The 15307-nt window shown below is 67.5% G+C and carries 15 protein-coding genes; 7 read left to right on the top strand and 8 right to left on the bottom strand.

The genetic code is table 11. From position 1 onward, the window contains the following. Positions 1–8: 8 nt before the first annotated feature. Positions 9–2195, bottom strand: a complete 2187-nt coding sequence (rlmKL, locus tag AC3WQA_RS05525) for a bifunctional 23S rRNA (guanine(2069)-N(7))-methyltransferase RlmK/23S rRNA (guanine(2445)-N(2))-methyltransferase RlmL (protein WP_492674076.1) — start codon at positions 2193–2195, stop codon at positions 9–11. Further along, positions 2192–2710 carry an alpha/beta fold hydrolase gene (locus AC3WQA_RS05530; protein ID WP_492674077.1) on the bottom strand — a complete coding sequence of 173 codons (519 nt, stop codon included), beginning with the start codon at positions 2708–2710 and terminating at the stop codon, positions 2192–2194. The genes rlmKL and AC3WQA_RS05530 overlap by 4 nt, the downstream gene beginning before the upstream one ends. A 63-nt stretch (positions 2711–2773) precedes the next feature. On the opposite strand from AC3WQA_RS05530, the gene AC3WQA_RS05535 reads away from it, so the two are divergent. The 3 genes from AC3WQA_RS05535 to AC3WQA_RS05545 are packed head-to-tail and all read left to right on the top strand — an operon-like array spanning position 2774 to position 4669. Then, on the top strand, positions 2774–3367 hold the full coding sequence (locus AC3WQA_RS05535) for an N-acetylmuramoyl-L-alanine amidase (protein ID WP_492674078.1): 594 nt from the start codon (positions 2774–2776) through the stop codon (positions 3365–3367). Between the two features lie 32 nt (positions 3368–3399). Then, positions 3400–4266, top strand: a complete 867-nt coding sequence (tesB, locus tag AC3WQA_RS05540) for an acyl-CoA thioesterase II (protein WP_492674079.1) — start codon at positions 3400–3402, stop codon at positions 4264–4266. 10 nt (positions 4267–4276) lie between these two features. Beyond that, complete coding sequence (locus AC3WQA_RS05545; protein WP_492674080.1) at positions 4277–4669, top strand: putative signal transducing protein; 393 nt, start codon at positions 4277–4279, stop codon at positions 4667–4669. Positions 4670–4793: 124 nt separating this feature from the next. Here the strand turns inward: AC3WQA_RS05545 and rimI are convergent, their stop codons facing one another. From rimI to AC3WQA_RS05560, 3 genes are read right to left on the bottom strand one after another with little or no spacing between them, the layout of a single operon-like run. Then, a complete protein-coding gene (gene rimI / locus AC3WQA_RS05550; RefSeq protein WP_492674081.1) occupies positions 4794–5276 on the bottom strand; it encodes a ribosomal protein S18-alanine N-acetyltransferase in 483 nt (160 codons plus the stop codon). Between the two features lie 2 nt (positions 5277–5278). Next, a complete protein-coding gene (locus AC3WQA_RS05555) occupies positions 5279–5734 on the bottom strand; it encodes a hypothetical protein (RefSeq protein WP_492674082.1) in 456 nt (151 codons plus the stop codon). Then, the gene (locus tag AC3WQA_RS05560) at positions 5731–6513 is read right to left on the bottom strand and encodes a CDP-alcohol phosphatidyltransferase family protein (protein WP_492674083.1); all 783 of its coding nucleotides are present in this window, start codon (positions 6511–6513) and stop codon (positions 5731–5733) included. The genes AC3WQA_RS05555 and AC3WQA_RS05560 overlap by 4 nt, the downstream gene beginning before the upstream one ends. Before the next feature lie 119 nt (positions 6514–6632). On the opposite strand from AC3WQA_RS05560, the gene AC3WQA_RS05565 reads away from it, so the two are divergent. The 3 genes from AC3WQA_RS05565 to AC3WQA_RS05575 all read left to right on the top strand — a co-directional run bounded on the left by AC3WQA_RS05565 (position 6633) and on the right by AC3WQA_RS05575 (position 9555). Next, complete coding sequence (locus tag AC3WQA_RS05565) at positions 6633–7058, top strand: DUF4124 domain-containing protein (RefSeq protein WP_492674084.1); 426 nt, start codon at positions 6633–6635, stop codon at positions 7056–7058. A 165-nt stretch (positions 7059–7223) separates the two neighbouring features. Continuing rightward, positions 7224–8924, top strand: coding sequence for a proline--tRNA ligase (locus AC3WQA_RS05570; protein ID WP_492674085.1), 1701 nt, complete (start codon positions 7224–7226; stop codon positions 8922–8924). A 310-nt stretch (positions 8925–9234) separates the two neighbouring features. Next, on the top strand, positions 9235–9555 hold the full coding sequence (locus tag AC3WQA_RS05575) for an H-NS histone family protein (RefSeq protein WP_492674086.1): 321 nt from the start codon (positions 9235–9237) through the stop codon (positions 9553–9555). A gap of 144 nt (positions 9556–9699) precedes the next feature. Here AC3WQA_RS05575 and pip read toward each other — a convergent pair whose 3' ends face one another. After that, positions 9700–10659: a prolyl aminopeptidase gene (gene pip / locus AC3WQA_RS05580; protein WP_492674087.1), complete on the bottom strand. Its 960-nt coding sequence runs from the start codon at positions 10657–10659 to the stop codon at positions 9700–9702. 180 nt (positions 10660–10839) lie between these two features. Then, the gene (locus AC3WQA_RS05585) at positions 10840–12225 is read right to left on the bottom strand and encodes an FAD-binding oxidoreductase (RefSeq protein ID WP_492674088.1); all 1386 of its coding nucleotides are present in this window, start codon (positions 12223–12225) and stop codon (positions 10840–10842) included. Positions 12226–12337: 112 nt separating this feature from the next. On the opposite strand from AC3WQA_RS05585, the gene serA reads away from it, so the two are divergent. Further along, positions 12338–13570, top strand: coding sequence for a phosphoglycerate dehydrogenase (gene serA / locus AC3WQA_RS05590; RefSeq protein ID WP_492674089.1), 1233 nt, complete (start codon positions 12338–12340; stop codon positions 13568–13570). 66 nt (positions 13571–13636) lie between these two features. Here serA and AC3WQA_RS05595 read toward each other — a convergent pair whose 3' ends face one another. Next, positions 13637–15151, bottom strand: coding sequence for a carbohydrate-binding protein (locus tag AC3WQA_RS05595; protein WP_492676325.1), 1515 nt, complete (start codon positions 15149–15151; stop codon positions 13637–13639). Positions 15152–15307: the final 156 nt, after the last annotated feature.

Raw genomic sequence — 15307 nt, forward strand, 5'->3', positions numbered from 1 at the left:
TGAAGATTTCAGCGCTTAACGTGCGCATCACGCCACGGATTGGGCGCCGCTTCAGGCTTGCGATGCCGCAGCAGCCAGCAGCCGTGGATGTCGGCGCGGCGGGCAAAGTCGAACGGGATGCTGGCGGCGCTCCAGTCCTCGATGTCGAAGTGTTCGGCCAGCGCTTCCGCATCCAGCTTGAAGCGGCGGAAGTTGTTGGAGAACACGATCACGCCGTCGTTGACCAGGCGCTCGCCGCAGGCTTCCAGCAGGGCCACGTGGTCGCGCTGCACGTCGAAATCCTCGGCGCGCTTGGAGTTGGAGAAGGTCGGCGGGTCGACGTAGATCAAGCCGTAGTGCGCACGATCCTGGCGCAGGAAGGCCAACGCATCGGCCTGCATCAGCCGGTGCTTCGCGCCGGTGTAACCGTTCAGTGCGAGGTTCTTCGAGGCCCAGTCCAGATAGGTGGCCGACAGGTCGACGCTGGTGGTGTCCTTCGCGCCGCCAGCCGCCGCGTACACGCTGGCGGTGGCGGTATAGGCGAACAGGTTGAGGAAGCGCTTGTTCGCCGCCAGCTCGCGCAGTTTGGCGCGCACCAGGCGGTGGTCGAGGAACAGGCCGGTGTCGAGGTAGTCGGTGAGGTTGACCAGGAACCGCAGGCCGCCCTCGTCCACTTCGACGAATTCGCCGCGCTGGTCGAACTGGCCGTACTTGGAACCGCCCTTGCCGCGCTCGCGGGTCTTCAGCGCCACATGTTCGCGCGGCACTGCGAACACTTCACCGGCCACGCGGGCGACTTCGCGCAGGCGCTGCTGCGCGGTGGCGACAGGCACCTCGGCCGGCGCGCGGTATTCCTGCACGTGCAGCCACGGCGCTTCGCCCTCGCGCGCGTACACGTCGATCGCGGCGGCGTATTCGGGCAGGTCCTGATCGTAGGCGCGGAAGCAGGCGATGCCTTCGCGCGCGAGGCGCTTGCGCAGGTGCTTGAGGTTCTTCTCCAGCCGGTTCTTCAGCATCTGCGCGCCGGCGGAGAGCGGCCGCGCCTCGCGCGGCGCGGCGTCGCGCGCGCGGATCTCGAAGATGAGCAGTTGCGTTTCCAGCGCGCCGTTGTACAGCGCGTACTTTTTCTCGGCGGCGAGGCCCAGCGCGCGGCCAAGCTCCGCATCGCCCGCCAGCACCGCGGCGCGCCAGCCGGGGAACTGCGTGCGCAGGCGCTCGCCCAGTGCGTGGTACAGCGCGGGCATGGCCGCGCGTTCGCCCAGTCGCTCGCCGTAGGGTGGATTGGTGATGAGCAAGCCGCGCTCCACGCCGGCTGGTGGCTCGACGTGCGCCACGTCGCGCTTCTCAAGCTGGAGGAAACCGGCCACGCCGGCCTCCTGCGCGTTGCGCTTGGCAGTCTGCACCATGCGCGGGTCGAGGTCGCTACCGAAGAAGCAGGGGCGCAGTTGCGTGAGGCCCGCCTCGGCGCGCTGGCGCGCCTCGTCCAGCAGGCCGCGCCACAGCGCGAGGTCGTGCTGCTGCCAACCGAGGAAGCCGTAGTAGTCGCGGCGCCAGCCTGGCGCCACGTCGGCCGCCATCAGCGCGGCCTCAATCAGCAGCGTGCCGGAGCCGCACATCGGATCGAGCAGGGCGCCGCCTTGTGCGTAGATTTCCGGCCAGCGCGCGCGCAGCAGCATGGCCGCAGCGAGGTTTTCCTTCAGCGGCGCCTCGCCCTGCACCTCGCGCCAGCCGCGCCGGTGCAGCGGGCTGCCGGCGAGATCCAGCGAGAGCGTGGCGCGATCGCGCTTCAGCCGCAGATTGAGCCGCACGTCGGGCTCGTCGGTGTCCACGCCAGGGCGCGTGCCGCCCTGTTGGCGGAACTGGTCGACCACCGCATCCTTCACCCGCTGCGCAATGAACTGGCTGTGGGTGAGCTTGCTCAGCGCAGTGTGTGCGTCCACCGCCAGCGTGGCGTGCGCAGCGAGGTGCTGCGACCAATCGATGGCCTGCACGCCAACGTAGAGCGCCTCGTCGGTGGCCGCATCGAACTCGGCCAGCGGCAGCAACACGCGACTGGCTAGGCGCGACCACAGGCAAGCGCGGTAGGCGGTTTCCAGCGTGCCGGAAAAATGCACGCCGGCCAGTGCCTCATGCGCTTCTTGCGCACCCAGCGCGGCGAGTTCGTCGCGCAAGAGGTATTCCATGCCCTTGGGGCAGGTGGCGAAATAGGCGGTCATGCGAGCGACTCCAACAGCGCATCGAACGCGGCGGCCAGCATGCCCATGCTGGCGAGCAGGCGGTGATCGTCGTCCAGCAGCAACAACGGCAAGCGGCGTTGCGCGGCGAAGGCCTGGATCGGCGCCACCAGGCACAACTCGTCGCGCCAGCCGTGCACCAGCATCGCGGGCACGCCCGCACGCAGGTTCAGCGGCGACGCAAGCCCCGGAACCAGCGCCGGCGTGGCCAGCAGGAACAGGCCCGCCACCGGCGCCTCGAGCGAGGCCAGCGCGGAGGCGAACGCGCCCATGCTCGACCCCACCAGCAGCGGCGGCACTTCGCAGGCAGCGATGGCGTCAACCAGCTGCGCCACGCGCGGCGCGACGGCGTCCGCAGGGCCGCCGGCATCGTGCGCGCGAAAGTCGGGCCGCTGCGTATGCCAGCCGCGCGCCTCGGCACGCGCCGCGAGCGCGGTGATCTTGGTGGCGTTCGGCCCGGAGCCCGAACCATGGGAAAGGATGATCTGGCCGCGCATGGCGGTCTCCGGAAGGGTCGGCGAGACGCCCATGATACCTGTCCAGCGTGCGAGACTTGCCGCATGCCCGCCATCCACGACCAGCCCCTGCCCTATGTGGCGAAACTGTCCGAGCGCCCGGCCAGCGCGGTGACCCTGGTGGTGATCCACTGCACCGAGCTGCCCGACCTCGCCATGGCGCGCGACTACGGCGAAAAAGTGCTGTACGACAGCGGCACCGGCAACAGCGGCCACTATTACATCGACCGCGACGGCGCGGTGTACCGCTACGTGCCAGGCACCCGTGTAGCCCATCACGTGCGCGACTGGAACGCAGCATCCATCGGCATCGAACTGGTGAACACGGGCCGCTACCCCGACTGGCTGGACAGCCACCACCAGGCGATGACCGAACCCTATACCGCCGCGCAGATCGCCACTCTGCGCGCCCTGCTCGCGCAACTGCGCAGCGAATTTCCCCACCTGCGCGAGATCGCCGGCCACGAGGATCTGGACACCGCGCGCGTGGCGGCCAGCGACGATCCGGCGCTGAGCGTGCCGCGCAAGCGCGATCCCGGCCCGCTGTTTCCATGGCCGGCGGTGCTGCAAGACAGCGGCCTCACACGCCTCGCCATCCCGCCCGCCGCGCCAGGGCGGGAGAAAGGCGAACGGCTATAATTGAACCTCCCCCACAGCGAAAACCCGCCCACATGCGCGAAGAACACGTCAAGGAACTGGTCGAGCTGCTCCAGCTCGAACGGCTGGAAGACAACCTGTTCCGCGGCCAAAGCCGCGACATCGGCACCAAGTTCGTGTTCGGCGGACAGGTGCTGGGGCAGGCCTTGTCGGCGGCGCAGCAGACGGTGGATGCCTCGCGCGAGGCGCATTCGCTGCACGCCTACTTCCTGCGCGCCGGCGACATCGATGCGCCCATCGTCTACAGCGTGGAGCGCGCCCGCGACGGCGGCTCGTTCTCCTCCCGGCGCGTGCTGGCGATCCAGCACGGCCAGCCCATCCTGAACGGTTCGGTGTCGTTCCAGGTTCCGGAAAAAGGTTTCGAACACCAGAGCGCGATGCCCGAGGTGCCGGCACCAGAGGACGTGGAGCCCATGCGTCCGTTGCCAGCGGGTGAGCTGGCCAAGCTGCCGGTGAAGCTGCAGCGCTGGATGGGCATTGACGGCCCGTTCGAGTTCCGCCTGGTGTGGCCGCGCGACGAGATGCACCCGGTGAAACGCCCACCGGTGCAGCACATCTGGTTCCGCCTCACCGCGCCGGTCGACGATTCCGCCGTATTGCACCGCGCCCTGCTCGCCTATGCCTCGGACTTCCACCTGATCGGCACCGCCACGCTGCCGCACGGCATCTCCTACATGACCCGCAACGTGCAGATGGCCAGCCTCGACCACGCGCTGTGGTTCCACCGCCCGTTCCGGGTGGACGAATGGCTGCTGTACTCCTTCGACAGCCCCACCGCCCAGGGCGGGCGCGGCCTCGCGCGCGGGCAAATCTTCGACCGCCACGGCCGGCTCGTCGCCTCCAGCGCACAGGAAGGCCTGATCCGCCTGCGCGGCGAATGAGCAACGACTGATGCGCCAGATCTACAGCTCGCCCCGCCCCACCAATGTCGAGCACGTGCACGCGCTGATGAACGAGCACGGCATCAAGGCCTCGATCCAGAACCGCTCCAATTGGAACCGCCCCGGCCACCGCCGCTTCAGTTACCAGGAGCCGGAAACCGAGCGTGACCACTGGGAGCAAGTGTGGATCGAACGCGCCGACGACTACCCCCGCGCGCGCGCGCTGCTGCGCGAACTGGGCCTCGAGCCGGAGGTGCGCTACGGCGCCGAACTGGCCGCTGCCCGCAACACCACGCCGCAAGCCCGTCGCCGCAACACGGCCGCGCGCGCGCGCCGATTCGCCATGGTGGCCGTGCTGGCGGTGGCGGCGATGGCGGTGCTGCGCTACCTGCGGGTGTTCTGAACCGCCCGCCCCGAGGCGGGCTCCCGCTTGCATCGCCGGACTCGCTGCATCGGAGCCATCCGGAACCCGGGCGCAGGCATTCCGAAACCATGGCTTCTGATCGCCGGTGGCGGCGCCGCCTGGCCTAGGGCTCCCGATCGCCTGCCGCGATCGGGAGAGCCATCACGATCGCATCTTCCCGCCCATCCCTGGCCGGGTAATAACGCGGCCGACGGCCGATTTCGGCAAAGCCCATCGACGCATACAACGCCCTGGCCAGCGGGTTGGACGGGCGCACCTCAAGAAACACCCGCTGCGCGCCGCTCCAGCGCGCCACGTCCAGCAGCCGCTCCAGCAGATGCCGCCCCAGACCACACCCGCGAAAGTCGGGGCCGAGGCAGATATTGAGCACATGCGCCTCACCCGCACCCACCGAGAGAATGCCGTAACCGGCGACGACCTCGTCCACGCACAATACCCAGCACGGATGCCCGGCCTTCAGGCAGTCGGCAAAGATGCCGCGCGTCCACGGAAATTCATAGGAAGCCCGCTCGATGGCATCGACCTCGTCCAGATCATCGGCACGCATCAGACGCACCTGGCTGGCCGGGCGGGCAACCGCGACCATGCTCAACCCGCCCCACGCAGGTGGCGTCGCAAGGTGCGCAGCGCGAGCCACAGGCGTCGCTTGGCGCCACCCTCGCGCAGCAGCCGCGCCGGCTCGTCCACCAGTATGACCTGCGCCTGCGCGGTCACCTGCATCGGCAGACTGCGGCCCAGCGCGTGCGCCTGCGCCTCGCCGCAAGCCAGATAGGCCCGCGCCACCGGCACCTCCAGCTCGCCCTGGCCCGCCTGCACGGGCAACCGTCCGGCACGCGCCAGCACCGCGCCAGCGCAGTTCAGCGCACGCCCCAGCAGATCCAATTCGCGCGTGCCGCAACCGGCGGGCAGCAGTACCACGCAGGCAGCCTCCACGCCCTCCGCCAGTGCCGCCTCCGCCACCGGTGCAGGCGACGCCTGCCGCCGCTGCCAGGGTGTCAGCCCCAGCGCCTGCATCACGCGGCGACGATGGGCGTCACGACTCACGCCACACCCCCTTGCCGCACTCTTCGGTGCATGGCCAGGCCCCACAGGGTCAGCACAGGGCCGGACAGCAGATAAACCGAGAACCCGGCCAGCAGCACACGCGGCGGATCGAGCCAAAGCAGCACCAGGATCAGGATGGCCGCCACCATCCACACGAAGGGCACCAACTGGCGTTCGCCCAACGGCAACGACTTGAAGCTGTAATAACGAAACCGGCTCACCATCAGCAGTCCGGTGATCGCCGCGATCCACGGTGTGACGAAACGCAGGTCGCCCCCCGTCATGCCGGATTTGTCCATGCTCCACACGAAAGCCATGCACACCGCCGCCGCCGCCGGGCTGGCCAGCCCCTGGAAGTAGCGCTTGTCGGCCACACCCACCTGGGTATTGAAGCGCGCCAGCCGCAGCGCGGCGCAAACGGCGTAGATAAAGGCGCAGGCCCAGCCCAGCTTGCCCCACAGCGGGCCGACCTCGCGCAGCGCGGCGAGCGACCAGGTGTACATCACCAGCGCAGGGGCAAGACCGAAGCTCACCAGGTCGGAAAGCGAGTCGTATTGCACGCCAAATTCGCTCTGCGTGCCGGTAAGCCGCGCCACGCGGCCATCCATGCCATCGAGCAGGGCGGCGACGAACACCGCGATGGAAGCATCCTCAAAACGCCCGCCGATGCCCGCGAGTATCGCGTAGAAACCCGCGAACATCGCCCCGGTGGTGAACAGGTTGGGCAACAGGTAAATGCCGCGGTGCCTTGGCGGGCGGGCGGGCGCTGACTCGCTCATGGCGCGATCCGTGACGGAATGCGTGGAGTTTAACTTGAGTCCGGACGACGCTGGCGGTTAACTGGTAACCTCGCCGGCGGCCCCTGTCCGGCCTCTCGCCGCCCTGCCCGGAGAAATCCATGTCACGTTTGCCCATCGTCATGGCGCTGCTGCTCGCCACTCCGCTGGCTTCCGCCCAGCAAATCTACAAGTGGACGGACGCCCAGGGCACGGTGCACTACTCGCAGTCCGCCCCTGCCGAAGGCACTCGCTACCAGCAGGTGAAGCTGACCGGTGGTGTGGAAGCGACCGCCGAGCCCGCCGCAAAACCCGCCGACGAGGCCGCCCCGCCGACCGCCACCCCAGCCCCGGCACAAATGGCCGACACGCCGGCCAACCGCGCCAGCCTGTGCGCCACGCTCAAATCCAACCTCGCCACCCTGAAGGGCAGCGGCCCGGTGGTGGTGCAGAGTGGCGGCAAGCCCTCGCTCTTGAACGACATCCAGCGCAAGCAGCAGGTCACGGACGCCAACGCGCAATATCTGAAGTACTGCGCCGGCAAATAAGGCCCCGCCGAAAACCGCCACCCCGGCGTTTTCGGATCGGCAGTCCCGCCTGTCGCGGACGCCGCGAGACTTCGCGGAGCCCGTGTCGCCACGCCGGCGCCAATGCGCTGACGCAACGCAACACAAGGCTATAATCCGGGTTCTTTACCACCCGGAACGCCACGCATGCGCCTTCGCCATTACCACCTGGCCACCGTCAAGGAAGTGCCCGCCGACGCCGAGATCGCCAGCCACCAGCTGATGCTGCGTGCCGGCATGATCCGCAAACTCGCCGCCGGCCTCTACACCTGGAGCCCGCTGGGTCTGCGCGTGCTGCGCAAGGTGGAAGCCGTGGTGCGCGAGGAAATGGATCGCGCCGGCGCCATCGAACTGCTGATGCCCACCATCCAGCCCAGGGAACTGTGGGAAGAAACCGGACGCTGGCAGAAATTCGGCGGGCAATTGCTGAAACTCAAGGATCGCAAGGAGCAGGAATTCTGCTACGCCCCCACCGCCGAGGAGGTGATTACCGACTACGCGCGGAGCGAGCTCGCCAGCTACAAACAGCTACCGGTCAATTTCTACCAGATCCAGACCAAGTTCCGCGACGAGATCCGCCCGCGTTTCGGCGTGATGCGCGCACGCGAATTCCTGATGAAGGATGCCTATTCCTTCCATCTCACCCAGGATTCGCTGAGCGACACCTATCAGGCGATGTACGACGCTTATTCGCGCATTTTCACCCGGCTGGGCCTGAAGTTCCGCGCGGTGCAGGCCGACACCGGCGCCATCGGCGGCAATGCCAGCCACGAATTCCAGGTATTGGCCGACTCGGGCGAGGACGCCATTGCCTTCTCCGATGCTTCCGATTACGCCGCCAATATCGAAAAAGCCGAGGCGCTGGCGCCGGCCACTGGACGCCCGGCCCCCGCCGCCGCCTTGCAACGCGTGGACACGCCGCAGCAGAAATCCATCGACGAGGTCAGCGCCTTCCTCAAGGTGCCGACCTCGCAGTGCCTGAAGACCCTGCTGCTGAAAGGCCGCGACGGCCCGGTCGCCCTGTGCCTGCGCGGCGACCACGACATGAACGAGATCAAGGCCAACAAGCTGGCCGAAGTGGGCGACGAGGTGGTCATGGCCAGCGAGGAGGAAATCCTCGCCGCCTGTGGCGCCCGCCCCGGCTCGCTGGGCCCGGTGGGCCTGCCCGCCGACATCCCGGTGATCGTGGATCGCAGCGCGGCCGCGCTGGCCGACTTCGTTTGCGGCGGCAACCAGGACGGCACCCACTACACCGGTGCCAACTGGGAGCGCGACGCGCGCCTCACCCGCATCGCGGACATTCGCCAGGTCGTGGCGGGCGACCCTTCGCCCGATGGCCATGGCACGCTGCAGCTTGCCCGCGGCATCGAGGTCGGCCACGTGTTCCAGCTCGGCAGCAAGTACGCCGAGGCGCTGGGTGCTACCGTGCTGGACGACCAGGGCAAGGCCCAGGTGATGCTGATGGGCTGCTACGGCATCGGCATCAGCCGCATCGTGGCCGCCGCCATCGAGCAATGCCACGACGATACCGGCATTATCTGGCCCGAAGCCATGGCACCGTGGCGCGTGGCGGTGTGCGTCATCAATCCAAAAGCCAAGCCGGAGGTCGCCGCCGCGGCCGAAACGCTATACGCCGAATTATCGGCGCGCGGCATCGAAACGGTATTGGACGACCGTGGCCTGCGCCCTGGCGCGATGTTTGCCGACATGGAATTGATCGGCATTCCGCACCGCGTGGTGGTTAGCGAGCGCGGCCTCGAAGCAGGCACGCTGGAATACCGCGCCAGGCACGAACCGGAAAGCCGGGCAGTAAGCCACACGGAGCTTTTTGGCCTGCTCGGTGGATAATCGGCACGAAAGGCACGGCCGCGGATTGCGGGCATCGCACCAGCAGCTTTGCAATCGCAAGATATTCTGGTAAGAATGGTATCCGCGGCGAATTAGCCGGCTGTTGGAAAACAGCCTGATCGCGCGATCCACGGAAGAGCCACTCGCCCATCGCGCCTGCCCGTGTTTGCTTGGTGGAGCCAAGCCCGGACAGGTGACAAGGCTTGCCGACAGGGAAGAATGCGGCAAGCATGTTCTCGACGCTCCGTTAATCCCGCCCGGCCTTTTCGCCCGTAACATCCAAACCACTGCCAAATAACAGGAGCCATTCATGGCCATCGATCTGAAGAGCCTCAACCACAACCAGCTGAACGACCTCATCAGCAAGGCGCAATCGCGCCAGCACGAAATGCGCAAGGAAAAGGTCGCCAAGCTGCGCGAGAAAGTCCACGCCCTGATCAAGGCTGAAGGCTATTCCTTCGACGACATTTTCGGCAGCGCCCGCGGCAAGCGCCGCAGTGGCGGCACGGTGGCCCCGAAATACCGCAATCCGGCCGACCCGGAGCAGACCTGGTCCGGCCGCGGCAAGCACCCGCGCTGGTTCAACGACGCGCTGAAGGCCGGCAAGAAGGAAAAGGATCTCCTGATCTGACCCGACGGCCACTCGGCATCGTCCATGAAAAACGCCGGCCTGGTGGCCGGCGTTTTTCATGGACGAAACGCCCAACGACTACAGGCTTCCGCACAGCGCGCCACCACCAGGGGCGCGGCGGTCGCACGATCTTTCCGCAGACTCTCAGGCCTGGCGATAGCGGTCGGTCGCCTCGATCAGCTCGCTGACGTTGCCCGGCTCGAAGGCCGAGTGACCGGCGTCGGGCACGATGCGCAGATCGGCCTCAGGCCAGGCACGATGCAGATCCCAGGCGCTGCGGATCGGGCAGACCACGTCGTAGCGGCCCTGCACGATCACCGCCGGGATGTGACGGATGCGATCCACGTTGCGCAGCAGTTGGTCTTCATGGTCGAAGAAGCCACCGTTGACGAAGTAGTGGCACTCGATGCGGGCAAAAGCCAGCGCGAACTCGTCTTCGTCATGCGCGCCGATGCTGGCCGAATCCTGCTGGAGGTAGCTGGTCGAACCCTCCCACACCGACCACGCACGCGCCGCAGCCACGCGCACCGCCGGGTCGTCGCTGGTCAGTCGGCGATGGTAGGCGCTCATCAGGTCGCCACGTTCCACTTCAGGGATCGCCGCGAGATAGGTTTCCCACGCATCCGGGTACAACGCGTCGCAGCCCTTCTGGTAGAACCACTCCAGCTCCCAGCGGCGCAGCATGAAGATGCCGCGCAGCACGAGTTCCGTGACCTTGTCCGGGTGCGTCTGCGCATAGGCCAGCGCCAGCGTGGAGCCCCAGGACCCGCCGAACACCTGCCAGCGATCCATGCCCAGGTGCTCGCGCACGCGCTCCATGTCGGCCACCAGATCCCAGGTGGTGTTGTCGCGCAGTTCCGCATGCGGGGTGGACTGGCCGCAGCCGCGCTGGTCGAACAGCACGATGCGGTACACCGCCGGGTCGAAGAAGCGCCGGCACTTCGGGTTGGTGCCGCCACCCGGGCCACCGTGCACGAACACCACCGGCTTGCCGTCGGGATTGCCGCTCTGCTCCCAGTACAGCGTATGCAGATCGGAAACCTTGAGCATGCCACGCGCATAGGGCTCGATTTCGGGGTACAACGTGCGGCGCGACTCGGCCATGGCGGTTCTCGGTTGAATGGCGGAAAGCCGCAAGGCTAGGAGCTTGACCACCGGAAACGCAACCGGCCATGCCATCCGAGAGCAGGTCGGGATGCCACCCGATCTGCGAACAGGAGGCATGCCGGGCTTCAGTCCGACACACCATCGAAAGTCGGGCCGGAACCCGCCCTGCCCGCGCGATCAGCTCTCGAACAGCTTGCCCGGATTGAGGATACCGTTGGGATCGAACACCTGGCGCACGCCGCGCATCAGCGCGATCTCCGCCGTGCTGCGCGTGCTTTCCAGGTAGGGCTTTTTGACCAGGCCAATGCCGTGTTCGGCGGAGATGCTGCCACCGTGCTCCTTCAGCGTGGCGGCCAGCAGCTTGGTGACGTGCTCGCACTGCGCGATGAAATCGGCATCGGCCATGTCCGCAGGCTTCAGCACGTTGATGTGCAGGTTGCCGTCGCCAATGTGGCCGAACCACACCACTTCGATGTGCGGGTACTCGCGCGCCAGCAAGGCCTGCATCGCGTGCAGGAAGGCCGGCACTGCGCCGATGCGCACCGAGACGTCGTTCTTGTATGGCTGGTGCGGCGCCAGGCTCTCGGTGATGCCCTCGCGCAGCCGCCACAGCGCGGCGGCCTGGGCCTCGCTCTGCGCGATCGTGCCGTCGACGATCCAGCCCTGCTCCATGCCCTCACCGAGCACCGCCAGCGCGGCGTCCTGCGCGGCCTCGTCCGGCGCATCAAACTCGGCGACCACGTAATACGGATGCTCGCCGTCCAGCGCGCGCTGCGCGCCGTGCGCCAGCACGTGCTTCAACGCCACGTCGGTGAAGAACTCGAAGGCCTGCAGCGACAGCTTCGCGCGGAACAGGCCGAACACGGCCAGCACCGCGTCCATGTCCGGCAGCGCCAGCAGCATGGTTTGTGCGGGCGGCGGCGGATCGGTGAGTTTGAGCGTGGCTTCCACCACGATGCCCAGCGTACCTTCGGAACCGATCATCAACTGGCGAAAGTCGTAGCCGCTGGAGTTCTTCACCAGCGCGCGGTTGAGATCCAGCAGTTCGCCGTTGCCGGCCACCACCTTGAGCCCGGCGATCCACTCGCGGGTGTTGCCGTAGCGGATCACCCGGATGCCGCCGGCATTGGTGGCGATGTTGCCGCCGATGAAACAGGAGCCGCGCGCGGCGAAGTCCACCGGGTAGATCAGCCCATGCTCGCGCGCCGCTGCGTGCACGGCCTCCAGTGGCATGCCCGGCTGCACGGTGAGCGTGCGGTCGGCGATGTCGAAGCCGAGCACGCGGTTCATGCGTGAAAGGCTCAGCACCAGCTCACCGCGCGCCGCCACTGCGCCGCCCGAGAGCCCGGTGCGTCCGCCCGAGGGCACGATCGCCACATGCTGCTCGTTGGCCCAGCGCACGATGCCCTGCACTTCCTCGATGCTGGCCGGCAGCGCGATGGCGAGCGGTGCCGGCGTCCAGCGGCGCGTCCAGTCGCGGCCGTAATGTTCGAGGTCACCGGCAGCGGTGAGCAGGCGCAGCGAGGGCAAGCGGCGGGCGAGATCGTCCAGGGCGGCACTCATGAGGGCTCCGGGTGGAGTTATGGCACGGGAGGGCATTCAGACGTCCAAACTTTCTGTGCTGCGCTGCCGCAATTCTGGCATAGTAGCAGCTCCATTCCCTACCGGAGCCGCCATGAAGACCTCGTTCCCTCGGCAAGACATCAAGGTGCTGCTGCTGGAGGGTGTGAGTCGCACCGCGGTGGATACCCTTGAGCGCGCCGGCTACACGAACATCGAGTACCACCAGAAATCGCTGCCGCAGGCGGAACTGATCGAACGCATCGCCGACGCGCACATTGTAGGCCTGCGCTCGCGCACCCAGCTCAATGCCGAGGTGCTCAAGCACGCGAAAAAACTGATCGCCGCTGGCTGCTTCTGCATCGGCACCAACCAGGTGGATCTGCCCGAGGCCGAGCGGCTGGGCATCCCCGTGTTCAACGCGCCCTATTCCAACACGCGCAGCGTGGCCGAGCTGGTGGTGGCCGAGGCCATCATGCTGCTGCGCGGCATCCCGCAGAAGAACATGCAGTGCCACCGTGGCGGCTGGAGCAAATCCGCCACCGGCAGTTTCGAGGCGCGCGGCAAGGTGCTGGGCGTGATCGGCTATGGCCACATCGGCACCCAGGTGGGCGTGCTGGCCGAATCCATGGGCATGCAGGTGATCTTCCACGACGTGGAGACCAAACTCTCGCTGGGCAATGCACACGCCGCCGCCGGCCTGGAAGACCTGCTGCAGCGCGCCGACGTGGTGACCCTGCATGTGCCCGAGACGCCCTCCACCCGACTGATGTTCGGCGCGAAGGAAATCGCCGCGATGCGCCAGGACGCACTGCTCATCAATGCCTCGCGCGGCAGCGTGGTGGAGATCGACGCGCTGGCGGCGGCACTGCGCAGTGGTCACCTGGCCGGCGCGGCGGTGGACGTGTTCCCGCTGGAGCCCAAGGGCAACGACGACCCCTTCGTGTCGCCGCTGGTGGGCCTGGACAACGTCATCCTCACCCCGCACATCGGCGGCAGCACACTGGAGGCGCAGGACAACATCGGCATCGAGGTGGCCAGCAAGCTGGTGCGCTACAGCGACAACGGCTCCACCCTGTCGGCAGTCAACTTCCCCGAGGTGAGCCTGCCCGAGCACCCGAAGAGCCGCCGCCTGCTGCACATCCACAAGAACGTGCCCGGCGTGCTCTCGCGCATCAACGAGCTGTTCTCCGCCGGCAACATGAACATCGACGCGCAGTTCCTGCAGACCGACGCGGCAGTGGGCTATGTGGTGATCGACGTGGCCGCCGACGAGGCGCAGGCTGATGCGCTCAAGGTCAAGCTGGCCGACATCCCCGGCACGCTGCGCAGCCGCGTGCTGTACTGACAGCGGCGGCGGCAGCGACAAAAAAGGCGGGCCGGAGCGATCCGGCCCGCCCGCGTTTTCAGCGCATCAACGCCCCAGATCCTGGACGAACCGATTGGTGTATTCCAACGGCGTCGTGCCGCTCTGCGAATTGCAGGTGGATGAAGCCGAGCCGGTAGCGCCGCCAGGGCACGGCGTGTCGCGATCCAGCGACCAGTAGTGCAGGCCGGCGAGGCCGTTGGCCACGGCGTACTGGGTCACGGTGTCGACGTTGGCCGTGGTGAACACCTCGTCCGCCGCGTCGTTCTGCGCGATCATCGGCGTCAGCTCGATCTGGCTGGCCGGCACGCCATAGCTGTGCTCCAGGTTGGTCGCCGCCTGGATCGCCGACTGCCCCATGTCGCACTTGCCGTTTGCCACCACGCACACCGAGGCGCCGGGTGCGCCGTAGTCCATCACCATCAGGTCGATGAGGTAGTTCTTGAGGCCGGCGGCCTTGATCGACTTCATCACCATGTCGCCAAGGTTGTTCAGCCCGCCGTAGCTGCCGTCCGACGCCGCCAGCGTGGCCAGCGTGAAGGAGAAGCGCAGCTTCGGATAGACGCCCTGCGCATAGGCCACCGCCGAGACGAGGTTGTTGATGTCGGCCTGGCTCTGCCCACCCTCAATGTCGAAATCCACGCCCAGCATCTGTGGCGACATGTAGCGCGACAGGAAGCTCGCGAAGCCTGCCGTGCTGCCGCAGGTGAAGCTGCCGGCTGCGCCGCCGGTGGAGACGATGTAGTTCAGGCCCGCACCCGACAAGGCCGGGACATTGGCGCTGGCGAAACTTGCGCCCGGCACGCCGCCCCAGTTCTCGCTGCCGCACTCGCCCGTGGCGAAGGCCAGCGTGATGGCCCCGAGCTTGGGAACCGTGGCTGGGTACAGGCCACCATTGCCCACCACCGGAATGATGCTGCCGGAGGCCGCCGTGCGCATGGTGCTGGTGTTCCAATCCATGTTGACGGTGACGTCCTTGTAGGGACTGAACACCAGACCACCCGGAGCGGGGGTCGGGGTCGGGGTCGGGGTCGGGGTCGGGGTCGGGGTCGGGGTCGGGGTCGGGGTCGGGGTCGGAGTCGGAGTCGGAGTCGGAGTCGGCGTTGCGCTGCAGGCTCCTGCCGCCGTCCACGGCTGCCCGCTGCCGCCCGGGCCGTTATGGGTCGCCGGATCGCTGCCCTGGCTCCACCAGTTCGCCTGGTAATTGACGCCGCTTTCGCTCACCGCCGCACCGCCGCTATAGGCCGTGGCCGCGCTCCATACCGGAGCGCAATTGCCAGAGGGCGTGGGCGTGGGCGTGCCGCCGCAGCTGCCCTGGGCCGTCCACGGCTCTCCGCTTCCCGCCGGGCCGCTACTGTTGGCAGGATCGTTGCCCTGCGTCCACCAGTTGGCCACGTAGTTGATGCCGTTTTCGCTGACGCCCTGCCCGCCGGTGTACGCGATCGAAGCGCTCCACGCCGCCGCGCAGGTCTGCGAAGTTGTGCCTTGCGCGTGGGCACTCTGCACCGGCGCCAACGCCAGCAACGACATCGACAAGCCGGCCAGTACCGCGCCGCTCAGCATGTTCAAGGCCAGACGCGGCCGGTTTCCGGAATGACTGGTTTGCATACGACTGTCTCCTGGTGAGTTGCATCATTGGGATGAACTGCCGAGACGTAACCGCAGCCAGGTTCCCTTGGCCACTCGGGGACGGCCGTCTCATGCCTCCCTGCCGTTACC

The organism is Rhodanobacter sp. FW106-PBR-R2A-2-24 (assembly GCF_058789615.1).

Excerpts from the sequence above, each read along its gene's own strand:
- AC3WQA_RS05530 (WP_492674077.1), bottom strand. The coding sequence starts at position 2,710 with ATGCGCGGCCAGATCATCCTTTCCCATGGTTCGGGCTCCGGGCCGAAC.
- AC3WQA_RS05565 (WP_492674084.1), top strand. The coding sequence starts at position 6,633 with ATGTCACGTTTGCCCATCGTCATGGCGCTGCTGCTCGCCACTCCGCTG.
- serA (WP_492674089.1), top strand. The coding sequence starts at position 12,338 with ATGAAGACCTCGTTCCCTCGGCAAGACATCAAGGTGCTGCTGCTGGAG.
- AC3WQA_RS05535 (WP_492674078.1), top strand. The coding sequence starts at position 2,774 with ATGCCCGCCATCCACGACCAGCCCCTGCCCTATGTGGCGAAACTGTCC.
- AC3WQA_RS05560 (WP_492674083.1), bottom strand. The coding sequence starts at position 6,513 with ATGAGCGAGTCAGCGCCCGCCCGCCCGCCAAGGCACCGCGGCATTTAC.
- rlmKL (WP_492674076.1), bottom strand. The coding sequence starts at position 2,195 with ATGACCGCCTATTTCGCCACCTGCCCCAAGGGCATGGAATACCTCTTG.
- AC3WQA_RS05595 (WP_492676325.1), bottom strand. The coding sequence starts at position 15,151 with ATGCTGAGCGGCGCGGTACTGGCCGGCTTGTCGATGTCGTTGCTGGCG.
- AC3WQA_RS05575 (WP_492674086.1), top strand. The coding sequence starts at position 9,235 with ATGGCCATCGATCTGAAGAGCCTCAACCACAACCAGCTGAACGACCTC.
- pip (WP_492674087.1), bottom strand. The coding sequence starts at position 10,659 with ATGGCCGAGTCGCGCCGCACGTTGTACCCCGAAATCGAGCCCTATGCG.
- AC3WQA_RS05545 (WP_492674080.1), top strand. The coding sequence starts at position 4,277 with ATGCGCCAGATCTACAGCTCGCCCCGCCCCACCAATGTCGAGCACGTG.
- rimI (WP_492674081.1), bottom strand. The coding sequence starts at position 5,276 with ATGGTCGCGGTTGCCCGCCCGGCCAGCCAGGTGCGTCTGATGCGTGCC.
- AC3WQA_RS05585 (WP_492674088.1), bottom strand. The coding sequence starts at position 12,225 with ATGAGTGCCGCCCTGGACGATCTCGCCCGCCGCTTGCCCTCGCTGCGC.
- AC3WQA_RS05570 (WP_492674085.1), top strand. The coding sequence starts at position 7,224 with ATGCGCCTTCGCCATTACCACCTGGCCACCGTCAAGGAAGTGCCCGCC.
- tesB (WP_492674079.1), top strand. The coding sequence starts at position 3,400 with ATGCGCGAAGAACACGTCAAGGAACTGGTCGAGCTGCTCCAGCTCGAA.